The following is a 22,656-nucleotide window of genomic DNA, read 5'->3' as shown; positions in this document are numbered from 1 at the left end:
TCACTACGCTGAGGGACACAGAACGTGAACTCTTGTCAGCTCAAGGAGGAGCCGTGTCCAGTTCAGCGCATTCGCTGCTGCCCAGAGAGACCCCGGTCCAGCTCATCGATCCAACGGGCACCCCGGTTCCCGATTCGCAGTTCAGCGCGCCCGCGGGCGATGAACTCGTCGCCGCATACGGCGACCTCGTTGCGGGGCGCCGCATCAACGATCAGTGCAACGCACTCGTGCGCCAGGGACGACTCGCAGTCTACCCGTCGTCCAACGGCCAGGAGGCCTGCCAGATCGCCGCGGCACGCGTGCTCCGCGACACCGATTGGCTGTTCCCCACCTACCGCGATTCCGTCGCCGTCATCGCGCGCGGCGTTGAGCCCGAGCAGGCGATGGTGCTCTTGCGCGGGGACTGGCACTCGGGCTACGACCCGAACGAGCACCGCGTGGCCCCGCAGGCAACGCCGCTCGCCACCCAGCTACTGCACGCAGTGGGCTTTGCGCACGCGGCGAAGCTGCGTGGCGAAGACACCGTCGTGCTCGCGATGTGCGGCGACGGCGCGACGAGCGAGGGCGACTTTCACGAGGCCATGAACTTCGCCGCTGTGTTCGGGCTGGCGGTCGTGTTCTTCGTGCAGAATAACGAGTTTGCGATCTCGGTACCGCTGTCACGCCAGACCGCGGCCCCGTCGCTCGCGCACAAGGCCATCGGCTACGGCATGCCGGGCGAGCGCGTCGACGGGAACGATGTTGCGGCGCTCATGTCCGTACTCGGCGCCGCGGTCGACCGTGCGCGCCGCGGTGACGGCCCGAGCCTCGTCGAGGCGCACACCTACCGCATGCTCGCGCACACAAACGCGGACGACGATACGCGCTACCGCGAACACGAAGAGGTGCAGGCCTGGATCGAACGCGACCCGCTCACTCGGGTGCGCGAGCACCTCCGCTCCTCGGGTCTCCTGAGCGACGAGACTGAGGCGCGCTTCACGGCCGCGGCCGAGCAGACCGCATCCGAGCTGCGCGACGCCATGAACGCCGAACCCCAGGTCGACCCCGAAGACCTCTTCACCCATGTCTACGCCGAGCGCCCGGCAACGCTCACCGCCCAGTGGCAGCTGCTGCAGGACGAGATCGCACGAACGGAGGCTCCCGCATGAGCACCGCAACCCTCCCCCAGCGCCCCGCCGCACCGGCGCCGGGCGCACCCGAGACCGCACACCGCACCCCGCAGAGCGGCGGAACCGTCGAGCACGCGCCCGCCGTCGAAACGATGACGATGGCCGCAGCGCTCAACCGCGCGCTCGCCGATGCACTCACCGAGGACGAGCGCGTGCTCATCTTCGGTGAAGACGTGGGCGCGCTCGGAGGTGTGTTCCGCATCACGGACGGGCTCACCGCGCGCTTCGGCGAGGATCGCTGCTTCGACACCCCGCTCGCCGAGTCCGGCATCATGGGCACCGCGGTCGGCATGGCCATGAACGGCCTGATCCCGGTTGTGGAGATGCAGTTCGACGCGTTCGCGCTGCCCGCGTTCGAGCAGGTGGTGAGCCACGTCGCAAAACTCGGCAACCGCACCCGTGGCGCCAGCCGCATGCCGATCGTTATTCGCATCCCCTTCGGCGGCGGCATCGGCGGCGTTGAGCACCACTGCGATTCGTCGGAGGCCTACTACGCGCACACCCCCGGCCTTACCGTGGTCTCTCCGTCCTCCCCGCAGGAGGCGTACTCGCTGCTGCGCGCGGCAATCGCTTCGCCCGATCCTGTCGTGTTCATGGAGCCGAAGAAGCTCTACTGGTCGAAGGGCCCCGTGGACACCTCGATCGTCGCGGAGCTGCGCGAGGCACGCGTGGTGCGCGAGGGCACCGATGTGACGCTCATCAGTTACGGCCCGTCCGTGCCCGTCGCACTGGCGGCAGCCGAAGCGGCGGCAGCAGACGGGCGCAGCGTGCAGGTGGTCGATGTCCGCACGCTCACTCCCTTCGACGACGAGACCGTGATGGCCGCGGTGCGGGGCACGGGACGCGCGGTGGTCATCGCCGAGGCGCCGGGCTTCGCAAGCGTCGCCTCCGAGATCCAGGCGCGCGTCTTCGAGCAGTGCTTCGAGCACCTCGAGGCGCCCGTGCGCCGCGTGGCCGGCTTCGACGTGCCGTTTCCCTCCCCCAAGTTCGAGCACTGGAACCTGCCCGACGTCGACCGCGTGCTCGACGCGATCGATTCCCTGCACTTCGAGGAGGATGAGCGATGAGTGTGCAGACCTTCATGCTGCCCGACCTCGGCGAGGGCCTCACCGAGGCCGTGCTGGTGCGCTGGACCGTGGCGGTGGGCGACACGATCGGTATCGACCAGGTGATCGCCGAGGTCGAGACCGCGAAGAGCATCGTCGACCTCCCGTCGCCGTTTGCCGGGACCGTGCTCGCGCGGCACGGCGATGAGGGCGGCACGATCCTCACGGGTGCACCCGTAATCGAGATCGAGGACGGCGTAGCGGCTTCCGCTGCGCCCACCGCCGACGACAGCGCTGCCGGTGGTGCTGCGCCCAGCACCGCTGCAGCGCCCGCATCCTCCGCCGAGCACGAGGCGTACCGCGCCGAGGAGCAGGCCGGCTCCGGCAATGTGCTGATCGGCTACGGCACGGGCGCGGGCCCCGCAAAGGGGCGCAGGCGCCGACGCGGCGCGGCTGGCCGCCCGCCGGAGCGCCCCGCGGCGCCTGAGCCCGCCGGCCGCCCCGAGCAGCCACCGCGCCCCACGCTGCCCGCGCACGCCGGGACTGCTTCGGTGCCGGGCCGCACGGTGGCCGTGCGCTCGCCGATTGTGCGCCGACTCGCCCGCGAGCTCGGCGTCGATCCCCGGACGCTCGAGCCGAGCGGCGCGGACGGCGCGGTGACCCGCGGGGACGTGCTCCGGGCCGCGGCGACGCTCGCACACGCCGCTGCAAGCTCGGCCCCCGCCGCAGCCAACGAAGAGCCGCTGCGGGTAGTGCAGACCGAGCGCTTCACCCAGCTGCGCAAGGCCGTGAGCGCCACGCTCAGCCGCAGCCGCAGCGAGATCCCCGAGGCCACCGTGTGGGTCGACGTTGATGTGACCGAGCTCTGGCGGCTGCGCCCGGCGATGGCGGCGGCCGATGCGAAGGCGCCCTCATTCACGGCGCTCTTCTCGCGCTACGTGCTGCTGGCGCTTGAGCGCTTCCCGCTGCTCGCAGGCAGGCTCACCGAGTCCGGCGACGCGCTCGAGCTGTTCGACGGCGTGAACCTCGGCGTGGCGGTCGACACCGAGCGGGGGCTGATGGTTCCCGTGATCCCGCGCGCAGATGCGTTCGACCTTGCCGGACTCGACGGGGCGCTGCGCGAGCTTGCGGCGACCGCGCGGGATGGCCGCACACCGCCCGAGCGGATGCGCGACTCCACGTTCACGGTGAACAACTACGGCGCCTTTGGCGTCGACGGCTCCGCGGCGATCATCAACACCCCGAACGTGGCGATCCTCGGCATCGGCCGCGTGATCGAGCGGCCCTGGGTGGTCGAGGGCGAGATCGTGCCACGGCGCATCGCGCAGCTGTCGCTGGTGTTTGACCATCGCGTGTGTGATGGCGGCTACGCAGCCGGTTTCCTGCGGGCCGTGGTCGACATGCTGGAGCACCCGCTCGCCGCCTATCCCCGGGTGTGAGCGCGGGGGCGCGGGGGCTCAGGCCGCCGCGCCCCCGGCCGTTTCACCGGCCCGGACGCGTGCCGCGCGGTGTTTGCGAAAACCCCGCGCGGCACCCTATTGTTGAATTCATTACCGACCGATCAGTCACTAATTCGAGTGACGGGCGTTCGGGGCACGACGAGGAGGTCACCGCCCATGCCAGAGGCATATCTCGTAGGAGGGGTTCGCACCCCGGTTGGCCGCTACGGCGGCGCACTCGCGGGCGTTCGCCCCGACGATCTCGCGGCCACCGTGCTGCGCGCGGCGGTCGAGCGGTCCGGGCTGAGCGCCGAGGCGATCGCCGCTGGCGCGCTCGACGAGGTGATCTTTGGTGCTGCCAACCAGGCAGGCGAGGACAACCGCAACGTGGCACGCATGGCTGTGCTGCTCGCCGGACTGCCTGACGAGCTGCCCGGGTACACAGTCAACCGGCTGTGCGCCTCAGGCATGACCGCGGTGGCGAACGCCTCGCAGGCCATCCGCGCGGGCGACGCCGATCTCATCGTTGCGGGCGGCGTCGAATCCATGACACGCGCGCCCTGGGTGCAGGAGAAGCCGGGTCGCGCCTGGGCGAAGCCCGGCGAGCAGTTCGACACCTCCATCGGCTGGCGCTTCACGAACCCCGAGCTCGCCGCGCGCGAGAAGGCAACCTTCACCATGCCGGAGACAGCCGAGGAGGTCGCCCGCGTTGACGGCATCAGCCGCGCGGACGCCGACGCGTTCGCCGTGGAAAGCCACCGCCGCGCGGTCGCCGCCATCGCCGCCGGGCACTTCCGCGACGAGATCGTGCCCGTCGAGGCCCCGCACGGCCGCGCGACCCGGCTCGTCGACACCGACGAGGGCCCCCGCCCCGACACCACCGCCGAGGTGCTCGCGGGATTGCGCCCCGTGGTGCGCGGCGGCGAAGTCGTCACCGCGGGCAATGCGTCCTCCCTGAACGACGGCGCTTCCGCACTCCTGGTTGCGAGCGGCGCGGCCATCGAGCGCTACGGGCTCACTCCCCGCGCACGCATCGTCACGAGCGTGTCGGCCGCACTCGCCCCCGAGGTCATGGGGCTCGGCCCCGTACCGGCCACCGAGAAGGCGCTCGCCCGCGCCGGCCTCTCCGCCGCAGACATCGGCTCGGTCGAGCTCAACGAGGCCTTCGCCTCGCAGTCGCTCGCGTGCATTCGGCGGCTCGGCCTCGATCCCGCGCGGGTCAACGCCGACGGTGGCGCGATTGCGCTTGGGCACCCGCTGGGCTCCTCGGGCTCACGCCTCCTGGTGACCCTCCTCGGACGAATGGAGCGCGAGGGTTCTCGGTACGGCCTCGCCACCATGTGCGTGGGCGTAGGCCAGGGCACCGCCACGATCATCGAGCGGGTCGACGCATGAGCGCGGCAGCACCCGCGTCCGGCGCGCTGCGCATCGAGGATCGTGGCAGCCATATCCTCGCCACGCTCGATCGCCCCGAGAAGCGGAACGCGATCGATCAAGATCTCATCGACGCGCTGCACGAGCTGTGCGCGGGTCTCGAGCGGGATCCCCGCACGCTCGTGCTCCACGGCGCCGGCGGCAGCTTCGCGGCGGGCGCCGATATCGCGCAGCTGCGTGAGCGCCGCGCGGCGGACGCCCGGGCGGGCATCAACACGCGCGCATTCATGCGGATCGCAGCGCTCCCCATGCCCGTGATCGCGGCACTCGACGGCTACGCGCTCGGCGGCGGCGCCGAGCTCGCGTACGCGGCAGACATCCGCGTCGGCACCCCCGCGCTGCGCATTGGCAACCCAGAGACGGGGCTCGGCATCATCGCCGCGGCCGGCGCCACCTGGCGACTCCGCGAGCTCGTGGGCGAACCACTCGCCGCGGAGATCCTGCTCGCGGGGCGCATCCTCACCGGCGACGAGGCGCTCGCCGCTGGCCTGATCACACACCTGCACGACACCGGCGATGAGGCGCTCGCGGCAGCTGAACAGATCGCCGGGCGCATCGCAAAGCTCGACCCCGAGGCGACCCGCGCCACGAAGCGCGTGCTCCGGTCACCGCGCGAGGCGCACCCCGCGATCGATCTCGCCGAGCAGGCCACCCTGTTTGACAGCCCCGAGAAGATGCGCCGCATGACCGAGTTTCTCGACCGGAAGAAGAAGTGACGATGGCCGCGCAGACTGACGCGCAGGATTCGAGCGCCCGCCTCGACACCGTACCGGCACGCGTCGGGGTGCTCGGCGGCGGCCGGATGGGCGGCGGCATTGCGCACGCGTTCCTGCTCGCCGGCGCCGCTGTCACCGTCGTCGAGCGTGACGACGCCGCCGCATCGGCTGCGCGCGAGCGCATCGAGCGCAGCATCGACGCGTCGATCGCTCGCGGCTTCGCTGGTGACGCACGAGCGCTTCGCGCCGCGCTCACCGTCGCGACCAACTCGGCAGCATTTGCGGGTACCGAGCTCGTCGTCGAGGCCGTGCCCGAGTTGCTCGAGCTCAAGCTCTCCGCGCTGAGCGGCATCGAGGCGCAGGTGGACCCTACCGCGGTGATCGCGTCGAACACCTCGTCGATCCCACTCTCGCAGCTCTCCGGCGCCCTCGCCGATCCCGCCCGCTTCATTGGCCTGCACTTCTTCAACCCCGTCCCCGCGTCCTCACTCATCGAAGTGGTCGTGTGTGACACCACCGACGAGGCGCTGCCCGAGCGGGCACGCTCCTGGGTGCGCGCGCTCGGCAAGACCCCCATCACGGTCGCCGATGCCCCCGGCTTCGCGTCGAGCCGCCTGGGCGTCGCGCTCGCGCTCGAGGCGATCCGCATGGTGGAGCAGGGCGTGGCCTCCGCCGCAGACATCGATCTGGCGATGGAACTGGGGTACCGCCACCCCACCGGCCCGCTCCGCACCACCGACATCGTCGGCCTCGACGTGCGGCTCGGTATCGCCGAGCAGCTCGAGCGGGATCTCGGGCCGAACTTCACCCCGCCGCAGCTGCTGCGCGACATGGTCGCCGCGGGCAAGCTCGGCCGCAAGACCGGCGCCGGCTTCTACGACTGGCCCGACACCCCTTCCGAACGGAGCACCCCATGACACGCACGCTGCAGAGCTACGTCCAGGGCGCCTGGTGGCAGCCCGCCGCTGCGGACCTCGCCGCCACGCCCGCCGCCGAGGTGCGCGATGCGGTGACGGGTGAGGCCGTCGCCCTCGTCTCGAGCGCCGGCCTCGACCTCGCGGGGGCGATGGCCTACGCGCGCGAAACCGGGCAGGCGAGCCTCGGCGCGCTCACCTTCCACCAGCGCGCAGTCATTCTCAAGCAGCTCGCGCTGGCGCTGACCGAACGCAAGGCCGAACTGTACGAGCTGTCCACGCGCACGGGCGCAACGAAGACCGACTCGTGGGTCGACATCGACGGCGGCATCGGCGTGCTGTTCACGTACTCGGGCAAGGGCCGCCGCGAGTTGCCGAATGCCCGCGTGCAGTTGGACGGTCCGGTCGAGCCGCTGTCGAAGGATGGCTCGTTCATCGGCCGCCATATCCGCACGACGCTGCCGGGTGTCGCCGTGCAGATCAATGCGTTCAACTTCCCGGTGTGGGGCGCGCTCGAAAAGCTCGCGCCCGCCTTCCTCGCCGGCATGCCCACGATCATCAAGCCGGCAACGCCGGGCGCGTACCTCACCGAGCAAATGGTGCGCATCATGGTGGAGTCGGGTCTGCTGCCCGAGGGCGCCGTGCAGCTCGTCACCGGTTCGATCCGCGATGTGTTTGAGCACGCGCAGCTCGGCGACGTAGTGTCGTTTACGGGCTCCGCATCCACCGCCGAGAGCCTGCGCCTGCACCCCGCAGTGCAGACGGGCGGTGTGATCTTCGGCGCGGAGACCGACTCGATCAACGCCTCCGTGCTCGGCCCGGACGCGGCTCCCGGCACGCCGGAGTTCGACGGCTATGTGCGCCAGCTTGTCGCCGAGATGACCACGAAGGCCGGGCAGAAGTGCACCGCGATCCGGCGCGCGATTGTGCCCGCCGAGCTCGCCGACGCCGTCGAGGCGGCCGTCGCCGAGCGCATCGCTGCGAAGGTTGTTGTCGGCGATCCGCGCACCGAGGGGGTCACGATGGGCGCACTCGCCTCCGCTGAGCAGCGTGCCGAGGTGCTCCGACAGGTGCAGGCGCTCGTCGACGGCGGCGGGCGCATCGTGTTGGGCGGCGGGCAGGAAGCCGGCGACGGCGGCGCGGGCGGGGCATTCCTCGACCCGATCCTGCTCCGCTTTGCTGACGCGACCGCGGCACGCGTGCACGATACCGAGGCGTTTGGTCCGGTGTCGTCGGTGATCACGTACGGTTCACCCGCCCAGGCCGCCGAGCTCGTCGCCCGCGGCGGCGGTTCGCTCGTCACGAGTGTGGCGTCGGCGGACCCCGAGTTTGTCGCACAGCTGACCCGCCGCATCGCCTCGGGCAATGGCCGCGTGCTCACGCTCGACCGCACGAGCGCGCGCGCGTCGACGGGTCACGGCTCCCCGCTGCCCAACCTCGTACACGGCGGCCCCGGCCGCGCCGGTGGCGGCGAGGAGCTGGGCGGCGTGCGCTCGGTGTTCCACTACATGCAGCGCACCGCGATCCAGGGGAGCCCTGAGATGCTCACCGCAATCACGGGTGTGTGGCACGCGGGCGCCGCAACGCGCGACGATGTGCACCCGTTCCGCAAGTCGCTGCAGGATCTGCGCATCGGCGACCAGGTAATCTCCGAGCCGCGCGAGGTCACCCTCGATGACATCTCGCACTTCGCCGAGTTCACGGGCGACACGTTCTACGCGCACATGGACGAGGAGGCCGCGGCCGCGAACCCATTCTTCCCCGGCCGCGTGGCGCACGGCTACCTGCTGCTGTCGTTTGCGGCCGGGCTGTTCGTCTCGCCGGAGCCCGGGCCCGTGCTCGCAAACTACGGGCTCGAGAGCCTGCGTTTCATCACGCCGGTCTCCCCCGGCGATCGGGTGCGCGTGGCGCTCACCGCGAAGCAGATCGTGCCGCGCGAGACCGACGAGTACGGCGAGGTGCACTGGGACGCGGTGCTCACCAACCAGAACGACGAAATCGTAGCGACCTACGACGTACTCACCCTGGTCTCGAAGACGCCGGAGCCGGCCGCCGCGTAGCCCGGTGCAGGGTAGATTCCCTGCACGGGGGTAGCTTGCCACGCACTGCAGCCTGCCCCCGCGCAGGGAAGCTACCCTGCGCGGACGGGCGGTCAGCGCGAGGGCCGCTCGTCTCGCCGCGCCAGCACCTCCACGATCGCGGCGGCCGCGCCGTCAGCGCCGAAGTGGTCGTGCGCGCTCACGGTCACGACCGCGTCGCCGCGCAGAATGACCAACTGCCCGTACGCGCCGTGCAGCCGCCAGGCGTCCCCCGGACCGTCCCAGCCAGCCATCGCATAGCGCTCGTACCCCGGCGAGTCGCCAGCAGCACGCCAATCGCTGTGCATCGCGTCGACCGCCGCGGCGGGCACCAGCTGTCGCCCGCCCCACACCCCGCGATCCCGAATCAGCCGCCCGAGCCGAGCCATCTCCTCCGTGCGCAGCGCGATCCCCTCACCGGCAAGCACACGCCCGTTGGGGCAACGCGCCCAGGTCACGTCAGGGATCCCGATCGGATCGAACAACCGGGTTTGCGCATACTCCAGGACGTCGCCAACGCAGCCAGCCAGCACCCACATCGCCGCGTAGCTGCTCGCGTTCGAGTACTGGAATGTGTGCCCCGCCGCATCCCGGCCCAGGAACTCGTGGGCGAGGTCGGGCCAATCCGTCATCATGGTTTCGGACCACGGCAGATCGATCCCGCTCGACATGGTGAGGAGGTGACGCAGCGTGCGATCCCCCACGCCGGCACCGAACGCGACGCCGTCGACATAGCTCGCGAGCGGCGCATCGAGCGACACCTTCCCTTCGGCCTCCGCGAGGGCCGCCGCCAGCACGCACACTGCTTTCGACACGGAGTGAATCTCCTCGCGCACATCCGGCTGCCAGCGATGCGCCGCCTCGGTGTCGCCGGCCGGTCCACCCACGCGTACATGCAGGCCGTGCGCTCCGAACCCAATGCGGTCTATCTCGCGGACAATCTGCTCGCACACCCACGGCGCTGAAGTATTCACCTGCCCATTGTGCACGCGCTCCCTGCGACATCCCCAGAACGATATCTATGCTGGGGGCATGCAGGACACCTCCGCCACCGCCGCACGAGGCGCGTGGCGGCGCGAACCGAGCACGCTCGTGCGTCGGGTAGCCAACTCGCCGCAGAGCGTGCCCGAGCCGTTCGCCATCATCGCGCAGAGCCTCTGCACCACAACGCCGCTGGAGATCGAACCGCACACGCATCCGCAGCACGAGCTGGTGTGGGTGCGCGGCGGCACGATGACGGTGCAGCTGGAGGATCGCGTAGTCACGGTGCCGGACGGCTACGGGGTGTGGATCCCCGCCGGCGCGGTGCACTCCGGGCGCACGACCACTCGCACCCAGCTGTGCGACGCGTACTTCGAACCGGCAAGATCTGCGGCGGCGTTTGAGTCGGCGACCGTGGTGGAGGTCACGCCGGTGCTCGGCTCGCTGCTGACGCACCTGGAGCGCGGCGAACTTGAAACGCCGCAGCGGCTCCGCGCGGAAGCGGTCGTGTTCGACGTGCTCGCCGCAGCGGAACAGCAGTTCGCGCTGCAAACGCCTCACGCAGATCGCGTCGATCCCATCGTGGCGGCGCTGCTCGAAGACCCAACCGACGGTCGCTCCCTCGGCGAGTGGGCCCAGCTGCTTGGGATCAGCGAGCGCACGATCACCCGCATGTTTCGCGCACACACCGGGCTGTCCTTCCTACAGTGGCGTCAGGTGCTGCGGGTGCACCACTCGCTCTCGCTCATCGCGGACGGCCACGCGGTGAACGAGGTGTCGCTGCAACTGGGATATGCGCAACCCAGCACGTTCATTGCCTCGTTCAAGCGCGTGATGGGGATCACCCCGGGCGTGTACCAGGCCCGCCAGCGCGACACAGCGGAGTAGACGGACACAGCGGAGCAAACGAACACAGCGGAGCAAACGAACACAGCGGAGTAGCCGCGCCGCGATCCCAATCTCACCCGCCGATGTCCGAAACGCCGTATTCGCTGGCGGAATGGCTTGATTGCGGACCGCATCTATTCTCCCTAGGCTGATCAGGCAAGGTAACCCTAAGCATCATCAGCTCTTTTCGAACGGGCGCGAATCGCCATCGGGATCCCTGCGTTTCCGACTCCCGACCGCAGGACACCCACCGCATGGCAGCTCTTCTCCACTCCGCTTCACCGGCCTCTGCTTCACCGGCCTCCGCCGCACCGGCCGCGGGCGCCACCGTCCCGGCGAACACGACTGGTTCGCGGCGCGAGCCTCAGCTGCAGGGCTCTGAGTTGGTGCTCGGTTTCGGACAGCGGCGAGTGGTCGATGGCGTCTCCGTCGAGCTGCGTCCGGGACAGGTCACCGCACTTGTCGGCCCGAACGGCTCGGGCAAATCCACGCTGCTGCGTGGCCTCGCACGACTGCACCGCGCAGAGAGCGGCGAGGTTTCACTCGGGCCGGAGCGACGCAGCGCCGCCGCGCTCACCGCCCGCGAGTTCGCCCAGCAGGTCACCCTGTTCACGCAATCGCACACCGCGCCGCAGGGCCTGAGCGTGCGCGAGGTCGTGGCGTTCGGACGACACCCCTACCGGCGTCGCTTTGCGGGCATGAGTTCGGAGGATCAGTCGGCCGTCGATGCGGCGCTCCGCGCAACAGGCATCTACGACATGGGCGAACGCGCGGCCGGCGAGCTCTCCGGGGGCGAGCTGCAGCGGGTGTGGCTCGCCGCGTGCCTCGCGCAGAACACCGGCGTCGTATTGCTCGACGAACCCACGAACCACCTCGATCTCCGGTATCAGGTCGAGACACTCGACCTGATTCAGGATCTCGCTGCTGAGCACGGCGCCGCGGTCGGTGTGGTGCTCCACGACCTCGGTCACGCGGCAAGCATTGCCGACACCCTCCTGCTCATGCGTTCAGGGTGCATCCTCGCCACGGGTACCCCGGATGCCGTGCTCACTGCGGCGCACATAGCCGCCGCGTACGAAGTGGAGGTCGAGGTGCACCGCGATCCGACGAGCGGGCGTCTGCGCATCGATCCGATCCCACGCCCGCGTCGCGAGCGCCTTCGCATCCCCGCAGCGTGACCAGCCAATCTCTCGTTCTCCCCATCACCGGTTCCTGAAAGGACACCTCCATGCCCCGCGCATTGAAAATCGCCTCTGTCGCAGCCGCGTCCCTCGCGGCGCTCGCCCTGAGCAGCTGCGGCACGACCACCGTCCCCTCAGCCGATGCAGACCCGAAGGGCTCGGCGATCTCCGAAAGCTGCGCCGCCGACACCACCGAGACGAGCACCGGTCCCGTCTCGGTGACCGACAGCCTCGGCCGCACGGTGAAGCTCGAGAAGCCGGCTGAGCGCGTGGTGGTGCTCGAGTGGCAGCAGACCGAGGATCTCCTCTCACTCTGCGTCACCCCCGTGGGGGCTGCGTCGATCGACGGCTACGCGACCTATGTCAGCGCGGAGACCCTGCCCGAGGGCGTGGCGAACGTGGGCGAACGCGGCGAGCCCGACCTGGATGCGCTCTTCGCGACGAACCCTGATCTGATCGTCATGGAGGCGAACAGCGCGGACAACGAGCTCCTCAAGAAGCTCGAGGCGCAGGAGGTGCCCGTGCTCGCAACGGTGGGCGCCGACGGCAACGGCCAGATCGACAACATGAAGCACGTATTCACCCAGATCGCCGAGGCAACCGGCCGAGAGGCGCGCGCTCAGGAAGTGCTCGCCGAGTTTGATGCGCACCTGGCCGAGGCACAGGCACAGGTCGCTGACGTCGAGCTCACGACCACCGACTTCGTGTTCTTCGATGGCTGGATGGAGAGCGGCAACGTCGTTGTGCGCCCCTACGGCGAGGGCGCCCTCTTCACCGAGCTGGGCGAAGAGCTGGGGCTGACCGGCGCATGGAGCGACGAGGTGAACAAGGCGCACGGCAGCGGCGGCGTCGATCCCGCGTATGGCCTCGCACAGACCGACATCGAGGGGCTCATCGCTGTGGGCGAGGCAAACCTCATCTACGCGAACGATGGCACCGCCGACAACTACGTGACGAACCTTGAGAAGAGCCCGATCTGGACGGCGCTTCCCGCGGTCAAGGAGGGACGCGCGTTCGAGTTCCCGTCCGGCGTGTGGGGCGCGGGCGGCCCCCGATCGGGCGAGCAGGCCATCGACGCGTTCGTCGCCGTCATCACCGGGAAGTGATCACAGCTCCCGCGCCGAACCCGGCGACGCGCCGCCCCGAGTCGGGGGTGGCGCGTCGCCGGGTTTCCCGCGTGCCCTCAAGCAATTCTGCGAGCGGGATCGGGGTCATCCTCGTCCTCCTCGTCGCGGTGCTCGCCGTGGGGGTCTGGCACCTCACCCAAGGCAGTTCGGGGCTCACGCCGGGAGAGCTCGTCCGTGGGCTGTTCGGCGCGGAACTGCACGTGGGTGGCGTGTCCGTGCACGACGTGTTCATGGGTTCCCGCCTGCCACGGCTCTGCGCGGGGATCGCGGTCGGCTGTGCGCTGGGCGCCGCGGGCGCGCTCCTCCAGTCGGTCACCCGCAATCCACTCTCCTCTCCGGACACGCTTGCGGTCAGTGCCGGCGCGTACTTCGCGCTTGCCGCGGTCGCGGCCTTCGGCCTGAGCGTGCCGTTCTGGGCGTCGAGCGGTGTCGCGTTCGTCGGGGGCCTGCTGGCGGCGGCGGTTGTCCTCGGGGTGACGGGCCGCGGGGCCGGCACGATGACGACGCGGCTCATCCTTGCGGGCTCCGCCGTCGCCATGGCGCTTGATGCGGCGACGGCCATGCTGCTCATCTTGTTCAAGGAGAACACCACCGGGCTCTTCGCTTGGGGCAGCGGCTCGCTCGCGCAGCTGAACATCGATGCATCCCTGCGCGCGACCCCCATCATCGTCGCCGCCATCATCGTCGCGCTGCTCATCGCGCGCCGCCTGGACGTGCTGCGGCTGGGCGAGGATGCTGCCGCCGCGGTCGGCGTCCCCGTCCGCTCCACACGGACCGTCGCGGTGCTCTGCGCGGTCCTCCTGACGAGCATCTCGGTGACCGTCGCGGGGCCGATCGCTTTCGTGGGTCTCGGCGCCCCGGTGCTGGTCCGCCTGGTTGCACACCGGGTCCCCGCGCTCTACCGCCACACTCTGCTCATCCCGGCGTCGGCGCTCGCCGGGGCCCTCCTCATCTTGCTCGCCGACGTGGCATTGCGGGCGCTGCTCGGCGCGGAAGGCGCGACCGCGATCCCGACCGGGATCCCCACCGCGCTGCTCGGCGGCATCGTCATCATCTTGCTCGCGCTTCGCATGCGCGATGCGGGCACGGCGCGGATCGCGGAGACCGTGCGCTCGGCACTGCGCACGCGGAAGCACTTTCTCGTGGTCGTCGCTATCGCCGGCGCGCTGCTCATCGGCATGCTGCTCATCGGCATGCTCGCGGGCAGCATGTGGCTCAAGCTTGGCGATATCGCACTGTGGGTGAACCAGAGTGCCCCTGATCTTGTGGCCCGAGCCTTTGACGAGCGTGGACCGCGCGTCGCCGCGGCCACCCTCGCGGGCGCCGCACTCGCGCTCTCGGGCGTGGTGGTGCAGGGGACGGTGCGCAACCCGCTTGCCGAACCCAGCTTGCTCGGTATCACCGCGGGCGCCGGCCTCGGCGCCGTGATCGTCGTGACCACCGGGATCGGTGGTGGGGGCCGCCCGATGCTCATCGCGATGGCCGTCTTTGCTGGCCTCGCGACCTTCTGCATCATCACGTTGCTTGCGATGCGCGGCGGGCTCCTCCCCGACAGGTATGTGTTGGTGGGAATCGGCGCGAGCTACGCACTGAGCGCCGTCACGGCCTTCCTGCTGCTGCGCTCAGAACCGTGGGAGACGCCGCGTATTCTGACGTGGCTCTCCGGCACGACGTATGGCAGGTCGCTCGGCGACGTGATCCCGGTTGCGCTCGTGCTGATCGTTGTTGCGCCGCTGCTCTTCGCGATGCACCGACGGCTGGACCTGCTCGCGATCGACGAGGACACGCCGCGCATTCTGGGCCTCCAGCCGCAGCGCACGCGGATCGGGCTGCTCGCACTCGCCGCGCTGCTCGCCGCAGTTGCGGTGGTGGCGGTCGGCACCGTGGGTTTTGTTGGCCTCGTCGCTCCACACCTTGCCCGCACGCTGGTGGGGGCGCGCCACGCGCGGATCATGCCGGCCGCGATGCTCATTGGGTCGCTACTGGTGCTTGTCGCAGACACGCTCGGCCGCACGCTGATCGCCCCGTCGCAGCTCCCCGCGGGGCTCATGATCGCGTTGATCGGCGCACCATACTTCGTGTGGCTGATCCGGCGCGCGGCGTAGTTGCCCCACGGCGTAGGTACTCCCCAGCGCAGCTACTCCACGGCGTACCGACTCCCGCCTCACTCCCCGCTCTCGCTCGGGATCAGCTCCGCGATTGCCGGGCGCGGGGCGGCGCCTCCCTTCGCGCAGCAGCCCGGGCGGCAGACGTCAAACCAGGGGCCGATGCGCGTGGTGTTCGCCCGCTGACCGACGGGACGGCCGATCACCCGTTCCCGGACAAGATCGACCAGGCCGTCAACGAACGCGGGATCCACGCCAGGGGTTGCCACGCGGCGGACCCACAGCCCGTGCTCTTCGGCGGTCTCACGCGCCTCGCGGTCCAGATCCCAGAGCACTTCAAGGTGGTCGCTCACGAACCCGACCGGCACGATGATCACCGCGCTGCGCGACTCGAGCTCCGCAATCGCATCGTTGATGTCTGGCTCAAGCCAGGGCGTTGTCGGGGCACCCGAGCGCGACTGGTACACCAGCTGCCAGGCCACTTCAGGCGCAGCCTCCTCCATGATCCGTTCAGCGACCGCGAGGTGCTGCGCCGCATAGCCGCCACCGTCGACCTCGGCAAAGAGGCCGGCCCCCGAGTTCTCGGCGTCGGCGCTCGGAATGCTGTGCGTCGAGAACAACACTTCGATCTGAGCGCGCGCGTAACCCGCTGCCTCCGCCTCCGCTACTGCGGCGGCCACCCCCGCGACAAACGGCTGCACGAAACCGGGGTGCGAGAAGAACTGCCGCACCTTGTCGATCTGTAGCTGCTCCTGCAGCCCAGCAGATTCCAACGCGTCGGCCCAGTCCTCGCGATACTGTCGGCACGAGGAGTACGACGAGTACGCACTCGTGGGAATGGCCAGCAGCCGACGCACACCATCACTCACGGCCTGCGCCAGCACGTCATCGAGGTACGGCGCCCAGTTGCGGTTGCCCCAGTACACGGGCAGGTCGATCCCGGCGGCTTCGAGCGCTGCGGCGAGCGCGGCCTGGAGCTCCCGGTTGTGGTCGTTGATGGGACTCACTCCCCCGAATGCCCGGTAGTGATGGGCGACCTCCTCGAGCCGCTCGTCCGGGATCCCGCGACCGCGCGTGACGTTGCGCAGGAACGGCAGCACGTCTTCTTGGGCCTCCGGTCCCCCGAACCCCGAGAGCAGCACGGCGTCGTAGCTTCCGGGTCGCTCAATATGAGCCTCACCACCCTGCGCAGCCGGGGTGGCCGACGCCACATGGGCTCCGGGAGCAACGTGCACGCGCGTGGCCTGAGGCGGCTTCTCCTCCCGCCGCGAAGTTGTGGAATTCGAGATCTCCTGTGGGGACGTGTCATTCATTGCGCTCTCCAACTCAGCCGGGGTAGATGGCTGTGGTGTCGCGCCAGCCCGCGAACATGTGACGGAACGCTCTGCCGACTTGCACGACACCACATTTCGTTAGCTTAGCGAAAGATTAGTTTGGCGAGAAATCGTATACTTGGAGGATGGTCCACAGCAGCGAGGAGCGCGCATCGATCCGCCAGCGATCCATCGCGCCAAGCACGCTCGATGCCCACGAGCTCAGCGCCGAAGACACCACCCAGGCGTTCGCGGTCATGGAGGCCTTGGGCGCGTGGCAGGAGGCCGGCCGAGCACTCGCAAGGCTCTCCGCGGATTACATGCGACTCAACGAGACCGACATGCGCGCCATCCGCATGATCATGGCCGCACAGCAGCGCGGTGAGGTCGTCACCCCCAAGGACATCGCTCGCGCGGTCGATATCTCGAGCGCTTCCACCACAAAGCTGGTGGATCGCCTGATCGCCGCGGGTCACCTCACCCGATCCCCCCACCCGAGCGATCGCCGCACGGTGTGCATCGAGGTGACCGAGTCGACGCGACGCACGGCGAGCAACACGATTGGTCGGCAGCACGCGCGCCGATTCGCGGTGGCCGCGGCGCTCGAGCCCGAGGAACGAGCAACCGTCATCAAGTTCTTGGAGGGCATGCTCGACGCGGATCAGCCGCAACCCGAGCTCCTGCGCCCCGAGCCCCTGCACCCCGCCCCAGCCTCACTCTGAGCCAACGCCCCGCCGGGTGGCCTGACTGCGGGCGGGTAGGCTCCCGCGCGCAGCGGGGCTAACGGAAGTCGCGCTCTTCGTTCACGCGCAGGCCCGTGCGCACATACTTCAGCACGGTGTCGGCGAGCTGCTCGGGGGTCTCCGGACCATCGGGGCGGTACCACTCGACGAGCGAGTTCACGAGGCCGAAGGTAAGGCGGGCCGCGACCGGCGGCGCCACATCGTCACGCACACTGCCCTCAGCGCGGGCCTGCTCGAACACTCGGCTCAGCCGCGCGGTGAGTTCCCGCCGCCGCGCAAGCGCTCGCAACTCGACATCGGAGTTTCCGTGTAGCCGCAGCAGCAGCGTGAGGTATTGCCGCCGCTCGCAGGCGACGGTCACCGCCCCCCGCACGATACGGCGAATCTTGAGCACGGCATCGGTCTCTTCGGATTCGGCGTCATCGAACACACGCTCAAGCTCGCCGAGCACGCGATCCAGCGCGATCTCCAGCATCTCCGCCTTGGACGAGAAGTGGTGGTACACGGCCGACTTCGAGAGCCCCAGCCGCTTCGCGATCATGTCGAGAGACGACGCGTCATACCCGCGGTCCATAAAGAGCTCGACGATGATCTCGAGCATGCTGTTCTGGTCGTAGCCCGGCCGACCACGTCGGCTTGCTGTCGCCACCTCGGAAGCCCCCATCGGCCACTCCTTCCCGGCCCGCGCCTCCGCAGGCGCCCAGCGCTTGGGTGCGGACAAGAAGCCCGCACCCACCCAAGCTACCTCAGGTCGTACAAACGCTTCAGCTTTCCTTCGGAGCGGGGCAGACTGCCGCACGCCACAAGCTCGGTGCCGAGGGAGGTTCCCACCCGATCTTTGATGCGCTTCTGCAGAAGACGCAGGGCCGACTCCGCCTCGGCCGGGCCAGCGTCGATCGACGGCTCGATCTTGACGACGAGGTGGTCCATCGTGCCGCGGCGCGACAGCTCAAGAATGAAGTGCGGCGTGAGCGCGGGGATCTCGCACGCGATCTCCTCAATCTGCGTCGGGAAGAGGTTCACGCCGCGCAGGATGATCATGTCGTCATTGCGCCCCGTGATCTTTGCGATGCGGCGGTGACCGGGCCGCGCGGTGCCGGCGCCGAGCGAGGTCAGATCCCGAGTCCGGTACCGAATCATCGGGAAGGCTTCCTTCGTGAGCGTCGTGAAGACAAGCTCGCCCTGCTGCCCATCGGGTACCTGCCGGAGATCCTCATCGATAATCTCGGGCAGGAAGTGGTCCTCCCAGATGTGCGGCCCATCCTGCGTCTCGACGCACTCATTGCCGACGCCCGGCCCCATGATCTCGGACAGCCCGTAAATGTCGACGGCTTTGATGTCGAGCCGTGCCTCCAGCTCCTGTCGCATCGAGTCGGTCCAGGGCTCCGCCCCGAGAATCGCCACCTTCAGGCTCGACTTGCGCGGGTCGAGGCCGGCACGCTCGAACGCGTCCGCGATCGTCAGCAGGTAGCTCGGCGTGCACATGATCGCCTCGGGCTGGAAGTCGTTGATCAGCTGCACTTGCTTCTCCGTCTGCCCGCCAGACATCGGGATCACCGTGCACCCGAGCCGTTCGATCCCGGCGTGTGCCCCCAGGCCGCCGGTGAACAGCCCGTAGCCGTAGGCGTTGTGCACCTTCCACCCCGGACGCACGCCCGAGGCGTACAGCGAGCGGGCGATGAGGTCCGCCCAGTTCTCCAGATCTTGGTCGGTGTACCCGACAACGGTGAGCTTGCCCGTAGTGCCCGAGGACGCGTGCACGCGACGCACCTGATCCATCGGCACGGCGAACAGACCGAAGGGGTAGTTGTCGCGCAGGTCGCTCTTCGTGGTGAACGGAAGCCGTTCAACGTCGCGCAGCTCGCGGATATCCTCGGGGCTCACCCCGACCTCGTCGAAGCGACGCTGGTAGAACGGCACGTTCTCATATGCGTGGCGCACGGTCCACTGCAGGCGCTGCAGCTGCAGGCGCTCCAGCTCGGGGCGCGCGAGGCGCTCCTCCGGGTGCAGTCCGATCTCGGCGAGCGTGCGTGAGGTGGTCGACATGGGTCCTCTTTCAGGTGTGCGGCGGTGGACACGTGGGTGGGGTGAGCGGTGTGCGCTCGCGGGGCGGGGCGCGGGGGCGCCCGAGCGCTCAGCCGGAGACGGGGAGTGCGCGGTTGGTCGCGAACGAGCGTCCGCGGAACTCGGCAACGGTGTCGCCGTGCTGATCGGTGACGGTGATGTCGTACAGTCCGTTGCGGCCGGCGAGCCAGCGCCGCTCCGCCACTGCCGTGAGCAGGTCGCCAGCGTGCGTTGCGCGGGTGAAAGCAATGTCGGCGCCCGAGGCCACCACGGCGTTCTCGCCCTCATTGCAGGCGTATGCGAACGCGGTATCGGCGAGGGTGAACACCATGCCGCCGTGCGCGATCCCGAAGCCGTTCGTCATGTCCTCGCGAATCAGCATGTCGAGCACTGCTCGGCCGCGCTCAAGCTCGAGTACACGAATACCGAACGCTTCCTTCGCCGTATCGGTGCGCAGCATCGCAGTGGCAGACCAGCTCGCATCGAGCGGGATCTCGGCTGTGGTCAACTCCGCGCGCGGCGGCGCTTGCGTGGCAGTGACCGTGGACGGGTTCGGCAGTGAACTCATGTGCGCTCCATTGCGTTGGGGATCCGTGATCGGCGCGGGAACCCCTGGGGCGGTGCTCCGTTGCGATCGTACTCAAGGAAGACTATACTCACTGAATGTTCGGTAAGTAATTCAACTGGCCGCAACTCTACCACCTTGCGCTGGACCGGGACACCCCGGCGTCAGCGCGAGCAGACCGGAAGAGCCCTGACGCAAGGAGGCAGCAGATGGCACACACGGCAACACCCGAGACCCAGAGCCCGGCAGAGCTCGAGGAGCAGGCACGCTTCGACGCCATCATTGAGGCGGACCAGCGCATCGAGCCGCGTGACTGGATGCCCGAGAAGTACCGCGCGACGCTCGTGCGCCAGATCTCGCAGCACGCGCACTCGGAGATCATCGGTATGCAGCCCGAGGCGAACTGGATCAGCCGCGCCCCGAGCCTGAAGCGCAAGGCCATCCTCATCGCAAAGGTGCAGGACGAGGCGGGGCACGGCCTCTACCTCTACTCTGCGGCGCAGACTCTCGGGGTGAGCCGCGAGGAGATGACGCAGAAGCTCATCGACGGGAAGGCCCGCTACTCCTCGATCTTCAACTACCACTCGCCCACCTGGGCCGATATGGGCGCCATCGGCTGGCTCGTCGACGGCGCAGCAATCTGCAACCAGGTGCCGCTCTGCCGCGCATCCTACGGCCCGTATGGTCGCGCCATGGTGCGCATCTGCAAGGAAGAGTCGTTCCACCAGCGCCAGGGCTTCGAGATCCTCTACGAGCTCTCGCACGGCACCCCCGAGCAGAAGCAGATGGCCCAGGACGCGGTGAACCGCTGGTACTGGCCGGCGCTTATGATGTTCGGCCCGAGTGACGACGCTTCTCCCAACTCGGCGCAGTCGATGGCGTGGAAGATCAAGCGCTTCTCGAACGACGAGCTGCGCCAGCGCTTCGTGGGCATGTGCGTTCCGCAGTTCGAGGCGCTCGGCCTTGAGTGCCCCGATCCCGATCTGCGCTTCGACGAGGAGACCGGGCAGTGGATCTCGGGCACCATCGACTGGGATGAGTTCATGGCTGTGCTCGACGGCCGAGGCCCGGCCAACGCCGAGCGCCTCGACCACCGCCGCACCGCCCACGAGGAGGGCGAGTGGGTGCGCGAGGCCGCGGTCGAGTACGCCCGCAAGCAGCGCGAGCGCGCACGCTTCGCCGCATAGTTCTTCCGCAGCACAACAGCTGTACGCAGCACGACAAGGAGACGAAGATGTCGACACCCGGAGAAATGGGAACCGAGGCCTGGCCACTGTGGGAGGTGTTCATCCGCGCGAACCGCGGCCTGAGCCACGTGCACGCCGGATCCTTGCACGCCCCCGACGAGGCCATGGCCCTGCGGAACGCGCGTGATCTGTATACCCGCCGCAACGAGGGCGTGTCGATCTGGGTGGTGCCGGCCGCGGCGATCACCACGAGCGACCCTGATTCGAAGGGCGTGTACTTCGAGTCGCCCGCCGGCAAGAACTACCGCCACGCCATCTACTACACGGTGGCCGAGGGGGTGAAGCACCTGTGAGCCAGGATCTCGACACCCAGCACGGCACGGTCAGCGTCGACGAGCTGCGGCTCGCCGACGAGCTTCCCGGCGACGGCTCGACCGCATCGCCCGATGTCGCGGAGTACGCGCTCTGGCTCGGCGACGACGCACTCATCCACTCACAGCAGCTCACGTGGTGGATCAGCCGCGCACCCGAGCTCGAGGAAGACATGGCGCTCGCGAACGTGGCGCTCGACCTGCTCGGCCACGCGCGCGCCCTGCTGCACTATGCGGGCACCGCGAGCGAGCGCTCCGAGGACGACCTCGCCTACTGGCGCGACGAGCCCGAGTTCCGCGCGAGCTGGCTCGTGCAGCAGCCGAACGGTGGTTTCGGCGACACGATCGCGCGACTCTTCGTGTTCTCCGCCTACCAGATTCAGGTCTACCGCGCGCTGCTCGACAGCCCCGATGCGACGCTGCGCGCGATTGCGGGGAAGGCCGAGCGCGAGGTCGCGTACCATCTCGATCACGCCGCCCAGTGGGTGCTGCGCCTCGCGGGCGGCACGGAGCTGTCGCGCGAACGCATGGTGGTCGGGATCGAACGCGTGTGGCCGCACGTCACCGAGCTCTTCACCGACGAGCCGCTCAACGACCGACTTGAGGGCATCGCACCTCGCCCGTCGTCGCTGCGCGCCGGATTCGACCACGCGGTCGAGACCGTGTTCGACGAGGCGGGCCTCGCGGTTCCCGATGTGAAGCCAGCACGGGCACGCGGCCGCTCAGGCGTCCACAGCACGCGCATGGGCTACATTCTCGCGGAGATGCAGTGGCTCGCGCGGCGGCACCCGGGCGCATCATGGTAACCGAGCTGCGTCCCGCCGATCCCGCGGCAGCCCGCGTCTGGGATATCGCCGCGCAGGTACCGGACCCAGAGGTACCGGTGCTGACGATCGAAGATCTCGGCGTACTGCGGGCGGCGCGTGTCACCGACTCGGGCGCCGAGGTGGTGCTCACCCCGACGTACTCGGGGTGTCCCGCGATCGATCAGATGCGCGACGACGTGACCGCCCGCCTCCGTGAGGCGGGCTACGCGCAGGTCGACGTCTCGACGACGCTGTCACCGGCGTGGACGACGGACTGGATGAGCGAGGCCGGCAAGCGCAAGCTCGAAGAGTACGGGATCGCTCCCCCGCACGTGCGCTCCGCGCTCGGCGAGGGCCCCGTGCGCCTGCAGCTTGCCGTGAAGTGCCCGCGCTGCCATTCCACGCGCACCCGCGAAGTGGCACGCTTCGGCTCCACCGCGTGCAAGGCGCTGTACGAGTGCCAGGCCTGCCTCGAACCGTTCGACTACTTCAAAGCCCACTAGGCTCACCAGACTCATCGGCAGCGGCG

21 protein-coding genes are annotated in these 22,656 nt (G+C 69.3%); 16 read left to right on the top strand and 5 right to left on the bottom strand.

What is annotated here, in order from left to right; translation table 11 throughout:
• Positions 1-53 precede the first annotated feature (53 nt).
• The 7 genes from pdhA (at position 54) to paaZ (ending at position 8,778) form a co-directional block, all read left to right on the top strand.
• A complete protein-coding gene (gene pdhA / locus D3226_RS06520) occupies positions 54-1,148 on the top strand; it encodes a pyruvate dehydrogenase (acetyl-transferring) E1 component subunit alpha (protein WP_202381634.1) in 1,095 nt (364 codons plus the stop codon).
• Positions 1,145-2,236, top strand: coding sequence for an alpha-ketoacid dehydrogenase subunit beta (locus tag D3226_RS06515; protein ID WP_202381633.1), 1,092 nt, complete (start codon positions 1,145-1,147; stop codon positions 2,234-2,236). The genes pdhA and D3226_RS06515 overlap by 4 nt, the downstream gene beginning before the upstream one ends.
• Positions 2,233-3,654, top strand: coding sequence for a dihydrolipoamide acetyltransferase family protein (locus D3226_RS06510; RefSeq protein ID WP_202381632.1), 1,422 nt, complete (start codon positions 2,233-2,235; stop codon positions 3,652-3,654). The genes D3226_RS06515 and D3226_RS06510 overlap by 4 nt, the downstream gene beginning before the upstream one ends.
• Before the next feature lie 177 nt (positions 3,655-3,831).
• Positions 3,832-5,049, top strand: a complete 1,218-nt coding sequence (locus D3226_RS06505) for a thiolase family protein (protein ID WP_202381631.1) — start codon at positions 3,832-3,834, stop codon at positions 5,047-5,049.
• Positions 5,046-5,804, top strand: a complete 759-nt coding sequence (locus D3226_RS06500; protein WP_202381630.1) for an enoyl-CoA hydratase/isomerase family protein — start codon at positions 5,046-5,048, stop codon at positions 5,802-5,804. Before D3226_RS06505 ends, D3226_RS06500 begins: the two co-directional genes overlap by 4 nt.
• A 2-nt stretch (positions 5,805-5,806) precedes the next feature.
• A complete protein-coding gene (locus D3226_RS06495; RefSeq protein ID WP_202381629.1) occupies positions 5,807-6,721 on the top strand; it encodes a 3-hydroxyacyl-CoA dehydrogenase family protein in 915 nt (304 codons plus the stop codon).
• A complete protein-coding gene (gene paaZ, locus D3226_RS06490; protein ID WP_202381628.1) occupies positions 6,718-8,778 on the top strand; it encodes a phenylacetic acid degradation bifunctional protein PaaZ in 2,061 nt (686 codons plus the stop codon). The genes D3226_RS06495 and paaZ overlap by 4 nt, the downstream gene beginning before the upstream one ends.
• 92 nt (positions 8,779-8,870) lie before the next feature.
• Here the strand turns inward: paaZ and D3226_RS06485 are convergent, their stop codons facing one another.
• Complete coding sequence (locus tag D3226_RS06485) at positions 8,871-9,770, bottom strand: serine hydrolase (protein WP_202381627.1); 900 nt, start codon at positions 9,768-9,770, stop codon at positions 8,871-8,873.
• A 58-nt stretch (positions 9,771-9,828) separates the two neighbouring features.
• Between D3226_RS06485 and D3226_RS06480 the strand changes: the two genes are divergently transcribed.
• From D3226_RS06480 to D3226_RS06465, 4 genes are all read left to right on the top strand, one after another.
• Complete coding sequence (locus tag D3226_RS06480; protein WP_202381626.1) at positions 9,829-10,665, top strand: helix-turn-helix transcriptional regulator; 837 nt, start codon at positions 9,829-9,831, stop codon at positions 10,663-10,665.
• Between the two features lie 254 nt (positions 10,666-10,919).
• Entirely contained in the window at positions 10,920-11,843 is a 924-nt protein-coding gene (locus tag D3226_RS06475; RefSeq protein WP_202381625.1) for an ABC transporter ATP-binding protein, read from the top strand.
• Between the two features lie 50 nt (positions 11,844-11,893).
• On the top strand, positions 11,894-12,952 hold the full coding sequence (locus tag D3226_RS06470) for an iron-siderophore ABC transporter substrate-binding protein (protein WP_202381624.1): 1,059 nt from the start codon (positions 11,894-11,896) through the stop codon (positions 12,950-12,952).
• Positions 12,949-15,078: an iron ABC transporter permease gene (locus tag D3226_RS06465; RefSeq protein ID WP_337248918.1), complete on the top strand. Its 2,130-nt coding sequence runs from the start codon at positions 12,949-12,951 to the stop codon at positions 15,076-15,078. Before D3226_RS06470 ends, D3226_RS06465 begins: the two co-directional genes overlap by 4 nt.
• 59 nt (positions 15,079-15,137) lie before the next feature.
• On the opposite strand, the gene D3226_RS06460 is transcribed toward D3226_RS06465, so the two are convergent.
• Positions 15,138-16,391 carry a ferrochelatase gene (locus D3226_RS06460; protein ID WP_202381623.1) on the bottom strand — a complete coding sequence of 418 codons (1,254 nt, stop codon included), beginning with the start codon at positions 16,389-16,391 and terminating at the stop codon, positions 15,138-15,140.
• Positions 16,392-16,537: 146 nt separating this feature from the next.
• Here D3226_RS06460 and D3226_RS06455 point away from each other — a divergent pair, with 146 nt between their 5' ends.
• Positions 16,538-17,113, top strand: coding sequence for a MarR family winged helix-turn-helix transcriptional regulator (locus D3226_RS06455; protein WP_202381622.1), 576 nt, complete (start codon positions 16,538-16,540; stop codon positions 17,111-17,113).
• A 58-nt stretch (positions 17,114-17,171) separates the two neighbouring features.
• On the opposite strand, the gene D3226_RS06450 is transcribed toward D3226_RS06455, so the two are convergent.
• The 3 genes from D3226_RS06450 to paaI all read right to left on the bottom strand — a co-directional run bounded on the left by D3226_RS06450 (position 17,172) and on the right by paaI (position 19,658).
• A complete protein-coding gene (locus tag D3226_RS06450; RefSeq protein ID WP_202381621.1) occupies positions 17,172-17,798 on the bottom strand; it encodes a TetR/AcrR family transcriptional regulator in 627 nt (208 codons plus the stop codon).
• A gap of 77 nt (positions 17,799-17,875) precedes the next feature.
• Positions 17,876-19,180, bottom strand: a complete 1,305-nt coding sequence (gene paaK / locus D3226_RS06445; protein WP_202381620.1) for a phenylacetate--CoA ligase PaaK — start codon at positions 19,178-19,180, stop codon at positions 17,876-17,878.
• An 88-nt stretch (positions 19,181-19,268) separates the two neighbouring features.
• Positions 19,269-19,658 carry a hydroxyphenylacetyl-CoA thioesterase PaaI gene (gene paaI / locus D3226_RS06440; protein WP_202382144.1) on the bottom strand — a complete coding sequence of 130 codons (390 nt, stop codon included), beginning with the start codon at positions 19,656-19,658 and terminating at the stop codon, positions 19,269-19,271.
• 314 nt (positions 19,659-19,972) lie between these two features.
• Between paaI and paaA the strand changes: the two genes are divergently transcribed.
• From paaA to paaD, 4 genes are read left to right on the top strand one after another with little or no spacing between them, the layout of a single operon-like run.
• Complete coding sequence (gene paaA, locus D3226_RS06435) at positions 19,973-20,950, top strand: 1,2-phenylacetyl-CoA epoxidase subunit PaaA (protein ID WP_202381619.1); 978 nt, start codon at positions 19,973-19,975, stop codon at positions 20,948-20,950.
• A 47-nt stretch (positions 20,951-20,997) separates the two neighbouring features.
• Positions 20,998-21,303: a 1,2-phenylacetyl-CoA epoxidase subunit PaaB gene (gene paaB, locus D3226_RS06430; RefSeq protein WP_025134813.1), complete on the top strand. Its 306-nt coding sequence runs from the start codon at positions 20,998-21,000 to the stop codon at positions 21,301-21,303.
• Positions 21,300-22,127, top strand: a complete 828-nt coding sequence (gene paaC, locus D3226_RS06425) for a 1,2-phenylacetyl-CoA epoxidase subunit PaaC (protein ID WP_202381618.1) — start codon at positions 21,300-21,302, stop codon at positions 22,125-22,127. Before paaB ends, paaC begins: the two co-directional genes overlap by 4 nt.
• Positions 22,121-22,630 carry a 1,2-phenylacetyl-CoA epoxidase subunit PaaD gene (gene paaD / locus D3226_RS06420; RefSeq protein ID WP_202382143.1) on the top strand — a complete coding sequence of 170 codons (510 nt, stop codon included), beginning with the start codon at positions 22,121-22,123 and terminating at the stop codon, positions 22,628-22,630. The genes paaC and paaD overlap by 7 nt, the downstream gene beginning before the upstream one ends.
• Positions 22,631-22,656: the final 26 nt, after the last annotated feature.

Source organism: Leucobacter chromiireducens subsp. chromiireducens (assembly GCF_016758255.1).
Taxonomy (GTDB): domain Bacteria; phylum Actinomycetota; class Actinomycetes; order Actinomycetales; family Microbacteriaceae; genus Leucobacter; species Leucobacter chromiireducens.
The sequence above is the reverse complement of the archived record's forward strand: the minus strand, read 5'-3'. Positions and strand labels throughout refer to the sequence as shown.

Coding starts and splice junctions, on each gene's coding strand:
- D3226_RS06515 (WP_202381633.1), top strand. CDS start 1,145: ATGAGCACCGCAACCCTCCCCCAGCGCCCCGCCGCACCGGCGCCGGGC.
- D3226_RS06510 (WP_202381632.1), top strand. CDS start 2,233: ATGAGTGTGCAGACCTTCATGCTGCCCGACCTCGGCGAGGGCCTCACC.
- D3226_RS06505 (WP_202381631.1), top strand. CDS start 3,832: ATGCCAGAGGCATATCTCGTAGGAGGGGTTCGCACCCCGGTTGGCCGC.
- D3226_RS06500 (WP_202381630.1), top strand. CDS start 5,046: ATGAGCGCGGCAGCACCCGCGTCCGGCGCGCTGCGCATCGAGGATCGT.
- D3226_RS06495 (WP_202381629.1), top strand. CDS start 5,807: ATGGCCGCGCAGACTGACGCGCAGGATTCGAGCGCCCGCCTCGACACC.
- paaZ (WP_202381628.1), top strand. CDS start 6,718: ATGACACGCACGCTGCAGAGCTACGTCCAGGGCGCCTGGTGGCAGCCC.
- D3226_RS06480 (WP_202381626.1), top strand. CDS start 9,829: ATGCAGGACACCTCCGCCACCGCCGCACGAGGCGCGTGGCGGCGCGAA.
- D3226_RS06475 (WP_202381625.1), top strand. CDS start 10,920: ATGGCAGCTCTTCTCCACTCCGCTTCACCGGCCTCTGCTTCACCGGCC.
- D3226_RS06470 (WP_202381624.1), top strand. CDS start 11,894: ATGCCCCGCGCATTGAAAATCGCCTCTGTCGCAGCCGCGTCCCTCGCG.
- D3226_RS06460 (WP_202381623.1), bottom strand. CDS start 16,391: ATGAATGACACGTCCCCACAGGAGATCTCGAATTCCACAACTTCGCGG.
- D3226_RS06455 (WP_202381622.1), top strand. CDS start 16,538: ATGGTCCACAGCAGCGAGGAGCGCGCATCGATCCGCCAGCGATCCATC.
- D3226_RS06450 (WP_202381621.1), bottom strand. CDS start 17,798: ATGGGGGCTTCCGAGGTGGCGACAGCAAGCCGACGTGGTCGGCCGGGC.
- paaK (WP_202381620.1), bottom strand. CDS start 19,180: ATGTCGACCACCTCACGCACGCTCGCCGAGATCGGACTGCACCCGGAG.
- paaI (WP_202382144.1), bottom strand. CDS start 19,658: ATGCTGCGCACCGATACGGCGAAGGAAGCGTTCGGTATTCGTGTACTC.
- paaA (WP_202381619.1), top strand. CDS start 19,973: ATGGCACACACGGCAACACCCGAGACCCAGAGCCCGGCAGAGCTCGAG.
- paaB (WP_025134813.1), top strand. CDS start 20,998: ATGTCGACACCCGGAGAAATGGGAACCGAGGCCTGGCCACTGTGGGAG.
- paaD (WP_202382143.1), top strand. CDS start 22,121: ATGGTAACCGAGCTGCGTCCCGCCGATCCCGCGGCAGCCCGCGTCTGG.